The 12,250-nt window shown below is 30.9% G+C and carries 10 protein-coding genes; 5 read left to right on the top strand and 5 right to left on the bottom strand.

Annotation, left to right across the window (positions count from 1 at the left end):
• Positions 1-33 precede the first annotated feature (33 nt).
• Positions 34-1,389 carry a branched-chain amino acid transport system II carrier protein gene (brnQ, locus tag CLCHR_RS03090; protein WP_079438222.1) on the top strand — a complete coding sequence of 452 codons (1,356 nt, stop codon included), beginning with the start codon at positions 34-36 and terminating at the stop codon, positions 1,387-1,389.
• Positions 1,390-1,908: 519 nt separating this feature from the next.
• Positions 1,909-2,748: a class I SAM-dependent methyltransferase gene (locus tag CLCHR_RS03085; RefSeq protein ID WP_079438221.1), complete on the top strand. Its 840-nt coding sequence runs from the start codon at positions 1,909-1,911 to the stop codon at positions 2,746-2,748.
• Positions 2,749-2,897: 149 nt separating this feature from the next.
• On the opposite strand, the gene CLCHR_RS03080 is transcribed toward CLCHR_RS03085, so the two are convergent.
• Positions 2,898-3,788, bottom strand: a complete 891-nt coding sequence (locus CLCHR_RS03080) for a LysR family transcriptional regulator (RefSeq protein WP_079438220.1) — start codon at positions 3,786-3,788, stop codon at positions 2,898-2,900.
• Positions 3,789-3,968: 180 nt separating this feature from the next.
• Between CLCHR_RS03080 and CLCHR_RS03075 the strand changes: the two genes are divergently transcribed.
• The 3 genes from CLCHR_RS03075 (at position 3,969) to CLCHR_RS03065 (ending at position 8,189) form a co-directional block, all read left to right on the top strand.
• The gene (locus CLCHR_RS03075; RefSeq protein ID WP_079438219.1) at positions 3,969-4,550 is read left to right on the top strand and encodes a LysE family transporter; all 582 of its coding nucleotides are present in this window, start codon (positions 3,969-3,971) and stop codon (positions 4,548-4,550) included.
• A 502-nt stretch (positions 4,551-5,052) separates the two neighbouring features.
• Positions 5,053-6,957, top strand: coding sequence for an acyl-CoA dehydrogenase family protein (locus CLCHR_RS03070; protein WP_079438218.1), 1,905 nt, complete (start codon positions 5,053-5,055; stop codon positions 6,955-6,957).
• 32 nt (positions 6,958-6,989) lie between these two features.
• On the top strand, positions 6,990-8,189 hold the full coding sequence (locus CLCHR_RS03065; RefSeq protein WP_079438217.1) for an FprA family A-type flavoprotein: 1,200 nt from the start codon (positions 6,990-6,992) through the stop codon (positions 8,187-8,189).
• A gap of 80 nt (positions 8,190-8,269) precedes the next feature.
• Here CLCHR_RS03065 and CLCHR_RS03060 read toward each other — a convergent pair whose 3' ends face one another.
• From CLCHR_RS03060 to CLCHR_RS03040, 4 genes are all read right to left on the bottom strand, one after another.
• Entirely contained in the window at positions 8,270-9,076 is an 807-nt protein-coding gene (locus tag CLCHR_RS03060; protein ID WP_079438216.1) for an epoxyqueuosine reductase, read from the bottom strand.
• Between the two features lie 496 nt (positions 9,077-9,572).
• Positions 9,573-10,283: an AraC family transcriptional regulator gene (locus CLCHR_RS03055; RefSeq protein WP_079438215.1), complete on the bottom strand. Its 711-nt coding sequence runs from the start codon at positions 10,281-10,283 to the stop codon at positions 9,573-9,575.
• 299 nt (positions 10,284-10,582) lie between these two features.
• Entirely contained in the window at positions 10,583-11,098 is a 516-nt protein-coding gene (locus CLCHR_RS03050; RefSeq protein ID WP_079438214.1) for a DUF6622 family protein, read from the bottom strand.
• A 569-nt stretch (positions 11,099-11,667) separates the two neighbouring features.
• On the bottom strand, positions 11,668-12,123 hold the full coding sequence (locus tag CLCHR_RS03040; protein WP_079438212.1) for a LytTR family DNA-binding domain-containing protein: 456 nt from the start codon (positions 12,121-12,123) through the stop codon (positions 11,668-11,670).
• Positions 12,124-12,250 lie beyond the last annotated feature (127 nt).

Here is a 12,250-nt window from a genome sequence, read left to right as displayed (position 1 = left end):
TACAAACATCAAAATATTCAGGAGGATTATTTCATGAAACAGAAGTTAAGTTTTCAGCAGAATCTGCTGATTGGCTCATTGTTATTTGGACTATTTTTTGGTGCAGGTAACTTAATTTTTCCAGTGCAAATGGGACAAAAAGCCGGTAATCATACTTTTATGGCGACCATTGGATTTTTAATTACAGGTGTGGGGCTGCCGATGTTTGGAATTATGGCATCAGCAATTTCAAGAAGTGAAAGTTTATTTGATATGGCTAGACCTGTTAGCTCAAAGTATGCTCGTATTTTTACGTGTCTTTTATATTTGACAATTGGTCCATTGTTTGCAATTCCGCGTACAGCTACGGTTGCATTTGAGGTTGGAATCCACCCTTTTATTCCAGATCAGCATTTAAAATTAGGATTAATCATTTTCTCGTTAATATTTTTTATTTTTACAATTTATTTTTCATTAAGACCAGGACAAATTTTAGATTGGGTTGGTAAATATCTTACTCCTATTTTTTTGGTATTATTATCAGTTTTATTAATTGCTGTTTTTGTAAGCCCAATGGGACAAGTGAGCAGCTACCAGGCTCAAGGAAACTACGCTGATCAGCCACTATTTACTGGTCTACTAGATGGATATAATACTATGGATGCTTTGGCTTCAGTTGCTTTTGCTATTATTATAATTTCAAACATACAAAAATTAGGGGTTAAGGAGCCACGCTTTATTGTTATCGAAACATGTAAATCAGGTTTGGTAAGCGTTATTGGAATGTCTATTATTTATAGCTCATTAGCTTACATGGGAGCTACAAGCCTAGGAAGCGTTGAATCGGCTGATAATGGTGGTATTATTTTATCTATGGTAAGTAATCATTACTTTGGATTTATTGGTAAAGTTCTGCTAGCAGGTATCGTTGGAATTGCCTGTGTAAAAACAGCCATTGGTTTAATTACTTCATGTTCTGAGATGTTCAGTGAAATGTTCCCAAACTCTATTTCTTACAAAAAGTATGCTGTTATATTTACAGTTTTCTCTTTTGTAATTGCTAATTTTGGATTAAGCAATATAATTCAGCTATCCATTCCAGTGCTTATGTTCTTATATCCATTAGTAATTACTTTAATAATACTGTCTCTTTTGGCACCAGTTATTAAGAAGCAAAGTCATGTATACAAATGGACAACAGGATTAACAGTTATCGCAGCATTTTTTGATTTATGCAAAGCACTACCAGGATTCTTACAACAAAATGCAGCAATAACACAGCTTATCAATTTCGCTCACTTATATTTACCAGGCTTTGATTATGGATTTGGATGGGTATTGCCAGCCCTTGCTGGATTTATTATCGGATTAATAAATTGGAGTACTAGTTCCGAAAAACATAGCATATAAATTCAATAGATAACTTTATTTATAAAGTGTGAACTAGTAAGTTTGACATATAATTTAATATTTAAATAAATAGGGAGAACCAAGTTCAGATGAATGAGGTTCTCTTTGATTAATTCGTGATTAATAAAATTTTTATATTTACAATTAATTGAATTATAATTATAATAAGTTTATGTAATAGTATAATTATGGAAGGTGGAATAGTATCCGATTAATTTAGTGCTGTGTAATCAGAAAGTATAAATTAATGTGGAAGAGTGAATAAAATCATTTAATATAATATTTTGGTAAAACCATTTAAAAAATGGTTTGGTTATTGTACCAATTTATTTGAATATGATTTTATATTAACTCTTCATGCTATTCAGCCATCTTTTAAGTTAAAAGCTGTAGAGTTACTCTACAGCTTTTTTATTTGGGGAAATTATACTATTACATGATGATTATTTATACGTTAAAACAATTAATATTTATTGGAATTTAAATAAAATTTGTGAAAAGTGAAGGAGTAGTATAGTTATGATAGATGAAAATCTAATTAATAAAATAGGAGAATATAGTAAAAAGCCATCTCTATTTGATAAGGGATATGGGAGTATATGGACAGAAGAATATATTGCAAAGCAGATGCTTCAAGCGCATCTTAATCCAAATTTTGATGGTGCTTCACGAAGAATTTTGATTATTGATGAAACAGTGGGCTTCCTAGCTAAGAATGTTTTAAAAGAAAATAGCATGATATTAGATTTAGGATGTGGTCCAGGATTATATGCTGAAAGATTATGTAAAAGAGGACATAAGGTAACAGGAATTGATTTTTCAAGAAATACAATTAATTACGCTAAAAAAAGTGCTGAAAAACAAGGACTTAATATAGAATATGAGTGTATAAATTTATTTGAACTCAACTATTTTGAGAAATATGATGTCGTTATGCAGGTCTATGGTGAGATAAATACTTTTTCAGATATTGAGAGAGACAAGTTGTTTGATATAGTTAAAAATGCTTTAAAGCCAAATGGTTTATTTATTTTTGATGTTTCCACACCTATACTTAGAAGAAAGTGCGGATTAAGAAAAAATTGGTATGTTAGTGAAAGTGGATTTTGGAGAGGAAAGCCACACATAGTTTTAGAAGAAGGATTTGAATATGATGATGATATTTGGCTCGATCAATATATAGTTGCCGATAATAATGGGGTTCAAGTATATAGGAATTGGTTTCATGATTATACGATTGAAAAGATCAGGAGGATAGTTCAAAGTTGTGGATTAAATATCATTAATGTGATGGGAAGTCTTTCTGGAGAAGCTTTAAAAGAAGATAGTGAATGGATTGCAGTTATTGCTCAAAAATAATATTGAACAGAAGAGAAAGTTATTTAGGGCAAAGGTATAAATATTGTAGCTTAAAAAGCACAGTTATTTCTTAAAAACAATGGTTTTCCAATTTAGATTTTGATACCATTGTTTTTAAGAATCATTTATAAATATAACCACTATCTCTGCTATTTACTTTCAAAATTTTCTCTAACCAATTGCATAAACAATGACATTGCAGGACTAATCCACTTGTTTTTGTGATATGAGTATATAGCTGTGATTTTACTATCAGAGCAGTTTGCATGAATTTCTTTTAATTTGTTCTTCTTAAGCTCATCTTCAACTACAAAACGAGGTAAGAAAGATATTCCTAAATTACTTGAAACACAATTTTTGATTGCTTCAATGCTCCACAGCTCTATGGTGTTATTCAAGGTTATATTATTACTACGAAGATAATTTTCAAATATTCTTCTATAGATACAATTAGGTTCATTGATAACAAGGCTTGTATTTATTACTTGATCTGGCGTGCTAAAGTCAGCTTTTTCGTGTTCAAATAAAGGTGAACATACTAGAACTACAGGAAATTCAGTTAGTTGAACGGACGTTAAACTTTCTTTATGAGTTCCTACATCATAAAGTAAACCAATGTCTACTTCACCTTTAACCAACATGTCATTAATCACATAGCAATTTAATGAAACTATAGAAAGGCTCACATCAGGAGCTTTTTGTCTAAATAAACTAAGCACATTTTGTAATTTGTATGACATTAATGAGTCAGCTATTGCAATTTTTAATTCCCCTTTAGGCATATCATCGTTTTTTCCGATACTTTCAATTTTTTTTACTGTTTCAAGTAATTCATCTGTATGTGTTATTAATTCTTTTCCAAGTGGAGTTAATACCATATTGCGGCCTATCTTTTCGAATAATTTTATTGAAAGTTCCTGTTCTAGCTGTTGAATTTGTGATGTAACAGTAGATTGAGTGTATCCAATCTTTAATGCTGCATTTGAAAAACTGCCTTCTTCAACAATGCATTTAAATGTTTTAAAGTGCCTTATATCCACATATATCACTCCAATCTGTATAGTGTTCATGATATATTGAAAAAAATGAATTGTCAATTTGAAAATATCAATTTTACAAATACATGGTGATTTGATAGGATTAATTAACGAAAGGGGATATTGAAAAATTAAACCTAGGACAAGTATTTTGAACAATATTTTTAGAAGGAGAATTATATCATGAATTTAACAGCATTTTTAACTTTTACTCTTTTAACAGCATTTACACCAGGCCCAAATAACATATTAGCCATGTCTAATACAAGTAAGTTTGGATTGAAAAAGAGTATTAAATTGATTCAGGGAATTTTCGCTGGTTTTTTATCAGTAATGGTATTATGCAGCTTTTTTAGTGTGATTCTTGTAAACATCATTCCAATGATTAAACCTGTTATGACTTATATCGGAGTAGGATATATTTTGTGGCTGGCGTGGCATGTTGTTAAAAGCAAATCACGGTCCAATGATGAGAATATAGAAAATGCAGACAGCTTTATCACAGGTTTTATTCTACAATTTGTAAATGTAAAAATTATATTATATGGTATAACAGCCATTTCTACTTTTATTATCCCGTTCTATAGTTCTTTTATTTCAATTGGAGCTTTTACATTACTAATCACAGTCTTTGGATGTTCTGGAGTTTTCGCTTGGGCAGTTTTTGGTGCAGTATTTCAGAGGTTTTTTGAGAGATATAGGGTTGCAGTTAACATAATAATGGCATTACTTTTAGTCTATTCTGCATTTACCTTAATAATATAAGGGTTTAAAATATAATTTTATTTAAAACCAAATTAAATTAATAATAGTATTAGAAATAGCATAATTATAAGTGTTGGTATACAATGTGAAAATGTTAAATACAGCTTAAGTTAGACAAGGAGGACAGACTCAAATAATGTTTCAATAAAATGAAAAACGTTGCTTTTGTAAGCTAATAGGAGAAAAAATGGTTATAAGTTCAAAAGATAACAAAATATAAGCTGTTATTGGCTATTATGGTTATAAATGGATAAAGGGACATTTGAAAAGTATACCTATGAGGTATACAATTAAAGTATACGGTTTAGGTATACATTTAAGGAATGTGTTGAGAAAATGGTTTAGTAAGTAAGATACATTAACTGTACAATTTTCAACAATGAAAAGGAATACAAAGATTAATTAAATTTGGGGTATTTTACTTATGGTATCGAGTAATGTGGTTTTGCAGATTTCATAGAATGACGTTGGTGAAACCGTATAATTTATTGGAGGTGTATTTATGTTTTTTAAGACTACAGAACAGCATGAAAACTTGAGGGAAAAGATCAGAGTGTTTGCAGAAGAGGAAGTTAAACCTATTGCATTTATGTTGGATCAGGAAAATAAATTTCCGTCAGAAGTAGTTCAAAAGCTAGCTGATATGGACGTGATGGGAATTCCATATCCTAAAGAATATGGAGGAGCAGGTTTAGATGTGATCAGTTATGCAATTGCTGTAGAGGAATTATCAAGAGTTGATGGGGGAACAGGAGTAATTCTGTCTGCTCATACATCACTTGGAACATATCCAATTGCGGCATTTGGAACTGAGGAGCAGAAACAAAAATACTTAGTGCCACTCGCAAAAGGAGAGAAACTTGGTGCCTTCGGTCTAACTGAAGAAAACGCAGGTAGTGATGCAGGTGGAACAGAAACAACCGCCGTATTGGAAGGAGACTATTATATTTTAAATGGCGAAAAAATATTCATCACCAATGGTGGTGAGGCAGATATTAATATTGTTTTCGCTGTAACGACACCAGACATTGGTACACGCGGCATTAGTGCATTTATAGTTGAGAAAGGCTGGGAAGGTTTCAGTTTTGGTAAACATTATGACAAAATGGGAATTCGTTCTTCAGCTACTGCAGAGTTAATTTTTAATGATGTAAAAGTGCCTAAGGAAAATTTATTAGGTAAAGAAGGCGATGGCTTCAAGATTGCTATGTCTACTTTAGATGGTGGTCGTATTGGTATTGCCGCCCAAGCCCTTGGGATAGCGCAAGGTGCCTATGAGAATGCCTTAGAGTATTCAAAAGAAAGAGTTCAATTTGGTAAACCTATTTGCCAGCAGCAAATAATCGCTTTTAAACTAGCTGATATGGCTACAAAGCTTAGAGCTGCTAGATTCCTTGTTTATAGTGCCGCAGAGCTTAAGGGAAATCATGAACATTACAGTATGGAAGCTGCTATGGCTAAACAATATACTTCAGATGTTTGTCTTGAGATTGTCAATGATGCTCTTCAAATATTTGGTGGAAGCGGATACCTTAAAGGGATGGAAGTTGAACGTGCCTACAGAGATGCTAAAATTTGCACAATATACGAAGGAACTAATGAAATTCAACGAGTTGTTATTGCAGCTAATATTATAGGTAAAATGCCAAAGACAGAGCAAGTAGCAAAAACGTCAAGGGAACCTGCTACAGGATATCGTAAAAAAGTAATTTTTAAAGATGGAACTCTAGAAGAAAGAGTGAATACTCTTGTAGAAGCTCTTAAGAAAGACGGATATGATTTCACTGTAGGAATTCCTATGGATACTCCAATAAGTAAAGCAGAAAGAGTAGTCAGCGTAGGTCAAGGTATAGGAGAAAAGGAAAATATGCATCTTATAAAAGACTTAGCAGTACAAGCTGGTGCAGCAATAGGTTCTTCACGTCCTGTAGCTGAAACATTAAAATATGTGCCAATAGACCGATATGTAGGTATGTCAGGTCAAAAGTTTAAAGGAAATCTTTATATTGCCTGCGGTATTTCGGGAGCAGGTCAACATTTGAAAGGAATAAAAGACGCATCTACAATAGTTGCTATAAATATTAATCCAAATGCAAAAATCTTTAAGAATGCTGATTATGGAATAGTTGGTGACTTGAAGGAAGTATTGCCACTACTAACTGAGGCTTTAGATAATGGTGAGGAAAAGAAAGAGGCACCACCTATGAAAAAGATTAAGAGAGCTTCAGTGAAGAAAGTTATTCCAACTTGGAAGCATTATGTATGTAATGGATGTGGCTATGAATATGATCCTGGAGTGGGAGATTTAGAAGGAGAAGTAAGTCCAGGTACACTTTTTGAAAACTTACCTGAAGAGTGGACTTGCCCTGCTTGTGGTGAAGAAAAGGATATGTTTATAGAAGTATAAGACATACAATAAAAAATAAAGGAGGATTATCCATGTATTGCGTTAGAGAAATAACTGAAGATCTTTATTGGGTTGGAGGCAATGATCGTCGTCTTGCTCTTTTTGAAAATGTTCATCCTATTCAAAGGGGTGTTTCATATAATTCATATTTACTTTTAGATGAGAAAACAGTGCTATTTGATACTGTAGATTGGTCAATCTGCCGACAATTCCTTGAAAATATTAAAGGGGTTCTAGGGGACAAAACTTTAGACTATATGGTAATTAATCATATGGAGCCTGATCATGCAGCTTGTATTGAAGAAATTGTTATTCGCTATCCAGAGGTACAAATTATATGTACTGAAAAAGCTTCTTTGTTCATGCGTCAGTTTGGTTTTGATATAGATGGTAAAATAACAGAGGTCAAAGAAGGAGATACTATGTCCTTTGGAAAGCATAATGTAGTATTTGTTGCTGCACCAATGGTACACTGGCCAGAAGCAATGGTGACCTTTGATACTACTAATGGAGTACTTTTCTCAGCTGATGCATTTGGTTCTTTTGGAGCTTTGGATGGAAAGCTGTTTAATGATGAAGTGAATTTTGATCGTGACTGGATTGATGATGCTAGAAGATATTATACAAACATAGTAGGAAAATACGGACCTCATGTCCAAGCTCTATTAAAGAAAGCAGGAACCATAGATATTAAAATTATCTGTCCGCTTCATGGACCTGTATGGCGTAATGATTTTGGTTACCTGCTTGATAAATATGATAAATGGAGCAGTTACGAACCTGAAGAAAAAGGAGTATTAATCGTCTATGGCTCAATGTATGGAAATACAGAAGCAGCAGCTAATGATTTAGCAACAAGGTTAGTTAAAAAGGGAATGACTAATGTGAACATGTATGATGTTTCAAAAACTCATGTTTCATATTTAATTTCCGATTCATTCAAATACAGCCATATTGTTCTTGCATCTGTAACTTACAATTTAAATATATATCCGCCAATCCATGATTATATATTAGATATGAAAGCATTAAATCTTCAAAAACGTACTTTTGCTCTTATAGAAAATGGTTCATGGGCTCCTCAGTCAGGCAAATTAATGCGTGAACTAATAGAGCAAATGAAGGACATGACTATTCTAGATTGCGATATGTCAATTAATTCTAGCATGAAAGAAAGTGACGAGGATTCAATAGATTCTATTGTCGATAGTATACTGGAATCAATGAAATAATTTAAGAGAAAGTATAAAGATTAACTCATGATTAGATTCATGGGTTAATTTTTATATTTATAGATTGATTAACAATGTAATTAAGGCTTTTTAAAGAAAAATGTACATGGTGTATTTACTACACACTTTCCACATACATCACTACCTACACTATTTGGTTTATCACCAGATTCGTCAGTATAAGAGCTTCCGAACTCTGTATATAATTCTGCATTTTTCATTAATACCACATAGCATTTATGCCTATCATACCCATCTAAAGTCAATGCACCTGATGGGCAGTGTTTTACACATATACCGCAGCTTCCATTCTTTTTATATAAGCAAAGTTCTTCTTCTAGAGGCGAATCTGGTTTAACATCTAGGTTGGTTACAATGGTGCTATATCTTCCACAGCATCCAGCCTTAGTTATAAGCATATTATTGATACCAAAGGTTCCGAGGCCAGCAACTTTTGCAAAATGTCTATGAGACCAATTGCTTTTCAATATCTTTTGATCAAATGTAGAAGCTTCAGGTGAAACACCTGCATTGTATCCAAGTTTTTGTAGTTCTGATACCATATAGTCATTTAGCTTAACGAACATTGCATTGGTTTCCTCATAAGCTAGTGCCCATTCAGGAGAAGCAATTTCTCCAGGAGTTCCATTTGTTTTAGCCAATTCTTTAGTGAATGGAACAAAATAAGCTATAACAATTGATGCATCAGAAATTACGTCACTAGGTAAACCATGAGTAGGTGTAATAAGTTCCTTAAAATTTAAAATATAAGGATCATTAGCATCAGCAAAGCCAACTAAAGGCTCACCCCATTTAGTTGAAATATTATCTTGCTTCTCATATTCCTTAACAAAGTTTCGTATCATTTTAGTGACTCTTTCTTTCATGCTAAAGCACATCCTTTCTTTATATGTGTTTGTTATATTTCTTTTAACAGTTATCTTTTACTAATATTTTTCATTTTAAATAGTAAAAGAAAAAGACGATATATTACAACAATGCATTTAATGTTATATATTTCTCAATTAGATATTTGATTTATTAGATGAACATATCTACAAACTCGTTAAAACTTTAAGTAGATGTCTTCATTAGAAATTATAAACATTTTTGTGGAGAAAACATTTGAAAATGAGCTGTTAAAGGTTCTTAGTTGTAGGTTGTTCCACTTTAGCTTGTCAAACTGAAAGTTGGAGCATGCTAAAGTGGATGCAACCTGCAACTTAGAACCTTCGGCGATATTTTCATAGTTTTCGGAATAAAAATGTTTATAATTTCGGTAAGTTATCACATAAGTCTAAGTTGTAGTCTGGTTATCTCTATATATACTATTATATATCTTCAATTAGATAAGTCTTTGCTGAAATATAGTTAGTTTTTAGTCTATTTCTTGATGTTTCTTCTATATTCTGCAGGTGATATTTTTTCTAAGTGTTTAAATACCTTAGTAAATGATGAATTGTGTTCATAGCCAACCATCTGAGAAATTTGTAGAACTGTTAAGTTTGTATTTAAAAGGAGTTCCTTTGCTCTCTTTACTCTTAAATTTTGGATGTATTCAGTAGGAGAAACGTTCATATTATTTTTAAACCATTCACTATAATAACTAACGTTGTAGTGCTCTATATCTGCTAATTTCTTTAAATCAATATCTTCAGTAAAATGTTCATTAATGAATTTTACTGAATTAGGCAAATTTTCAGTAGTGATAAAATTATAAAAGTAGAGGAATAAATTATTTATAGAACTAGAATTTTGGTTGATCTCAGCTTCATTTAACAACAAATATCTTATTGCTTTCCATTTTTCATCAAATAAAATATCTCTTCCACCACACATTTTTTCCATATCATACTTGTTGAGCATTTTATCAGGTATATCTAAAACTAAGAATTCATTGGTATTGCTAGCATTAAAGGTATGCTTACAATCTGGAGGAAGAAAGAATAATGAATCATCTTTTAACTCTAATTTCTTATAATCAGTTTCTATAGAAAGAATACCTTGAAGTGGCAAGATTAGTTGTCCATATTCATGAGTATGGGTATCACTTTTAAAACTATATATTCTACGCTCACATTTTATATAATTCAAAATCATTCCTCCTTTCCATTTTTTACTATAATTTAAACTTCCATATTAAATTTATTATAGCACAAGTTTAGTATTAGCTTTATCTATTCAAATACTTGAACTTTCATTTATATTAAGAAGTTATAACAATGAAAGTATTGGCATATGGAGCTTTATCAGACTTAATCGAGTATTTACAAGAAGATGACTAAGTCTTACCATAAACTTCAAAAAGACCACGAAATTTTAGAGTTTTCGTGGTTTTTACTAATTGGGAGGGGTAGAGTGTTTTAATCATCACGTACTTTATACCAGAATAGTTATGCAGCTGCTTTTAAGCGTGAATATGCATTGTATGCTTGAAAGATACCTCCAATAAATAAACCAACAGAAAAGCCACATAATAATGCATATAAAATGCTAAAGGAAAGTGTATTATATAATAATGGATTAATGCTTAAAGCAATATTTAATAGATACTTTACAAAAAAATTAGTCATAATAATAGTCAAAGTTAAATATGATCCGGTTCTGTATAGGGAACCATCTTTTAAATATAGTTTTCTATATCGAGAATATAAAAAATAAGATATCAATGTTCCTAAACACATAAAGATAGCGTAAAAAATCATAGAGATTCCTAAATAACTAAAACCTATGAGCAATTTTTCTAAGCCCCAAATAATAAATATGGATGGCATAATAAACATTTTAGATAGAGATAATTCACCATCTTTACTCGCTTTAATTCCGCGCTTTAAAAGAAAAATAAATATAACCCAAACATAAAAAGGAGTTCCGCTTACAATTCTTGAAATAATATTAATAATCATCATAATAATAACCTTCTTTCTTAATTCACATCATGTTGTAAGAGTACAATATAAATTAAGTAAGAACAATATAGATTGGCGTAAGCGGTTTATTTGGATACATAAGCGGTATAAAAAGGCAGATAATATTATATAAAGATTAATAAAAAAATAAACAACAACTTAGCGTTATTGTTTATTTTTTCGGTTTCTATCTAATATCTCATTCATTTTTTTTACTTCTATTTTCTCATATTGAAAGTTAATAAGTCGTACACATAGATAAATTAATATGACTTCAGCTAATGTTGAAAATATTGATATTAAAGACATATTCCAATTAAAAAGATAATTTGAAGCAAGTACCATTAACCAAATTATAATTATATAAATTAATGGATTAAATATTGAGTCTACAGAAATAACATATTTATTAATAATGATTTTTACTAACGACAGTACCAAAGATAAAGCTAGTAATTCATAGATTCGGGTATTATCTAAATGTTGTTCTGTTAAGAGCTGGAATAATATTATTACTGTAAAAACTACTGAGGTTAATTGTAATACTTTTCTAGAATATTTAAAAATCATTAGTTATCCCTCATTCCTAATTTGTTTTTCAAATTCGCAACATATCTTCTTGAAATTATAACTTTTTCATTATTAATTAAAAGAGCTTCCAGGTTGCCACTTAACTTTGGATAGAAAGAGTGTATTTTGTTAATATTTAGTAACATAGATTTAGAAACTCTAATAAAATCAACAGCAGCTAATTGTTCTTCAAGTAGGTACAATTTTTCAGGGATTTCGTAAGTTTCAGCTTTAGTATAAATAAATATCTTTCTATCTATAGATTCTATATAGAAAATTTCATCTATATTTACTTTATAATGTTTCTCTTCTTTTCTTCCGAGTAAATATTGAATAACTTGATTTGATGACGTCAATAACTCTATTGCTTCGGTAATTTTCTTATCAACGTTATGGACATTAAAATTAACTTCTTCTTCAAATTGAGAAGAGATAATGTTTATATTAACCTTCATGTTTATACTCCTATAATCTAAACAATACATTATATAAAAATACATTTGTTTTATAAATAATTACTATTCTTGGGAAACTAAAATTTATATGTAAAATATCATAGAATTGTCTGTAATTCTTCTTTTA

Origin of the sequence: Clostridium chromiireducens (genome assembly GCF_002029255.1) — a bacterium.
GTDB lineage: Bacteria > Bacillota > Clostridia > Clostridiales > Clostridiaceae > Clostridium > Clostridium chromiireducens.
The sequence above is the reverse complement of the archived record's forward strand: the minus strand, read 5'-3'. Positions and strand labels throughout refer to the sequence as shown.

Coding starts and splice junctions, on each gene's coding strand:
- brnQ (WP_079438222.1), top strand. CDS start 34: ATGAAACAGAAGTTAAGTTTTCAGCAGAATCTGCTGATTGGCTCATTG.
- CLCHR_RS03085 (WP_079438221.1), top strand. CDS start 1,909: ATGATAGATGAAAATCTAATTAATAAAATAGGAGAATATAGTAAAAAG.
- CLCHR_RS03075 (WP_079438219.1), top strand. CDS start 3,969: ATGAATTTAACAGCATTTTTAACTTTTACTCTTTTAACAGCATTTACA.
- CLCHR_RS03070 (WP_079438218.1), top strand. CDS start 5,053: ATGTTTTTTAAGACTACAGAACAGCATGAAAACTTGAGGGAAAAGATC.
- CLCHR_RS03065 (WP_079438217.1), top strand. CDS start 6,990: ATGTATTGCGTTAGAGAAATAACTGAAGATCTTTATTGGGTTGGAGGC.
- CLCHR_RS03060 (WP_079438216.1), bottom strand. CDS start 9,076: ATGAAAGAAAGAGTCACTAAAATGATACGAAACTTTGTTAAGGAATAT.
- CLCHR_RS03050 (WP_079438214.1), bottom strand. CDS start 11,098: ATGATGATTATTAATATTATTTCAAGAATTGTAAGCGGAACTCCTTTT.
- CLCHR_RS03040 (WP_079438212.1), bottom strand. CDS start 12,123: ATGAAGGTTAATATAAACATTATCTCTTCTCAATTTGAAGAAGAAGTT.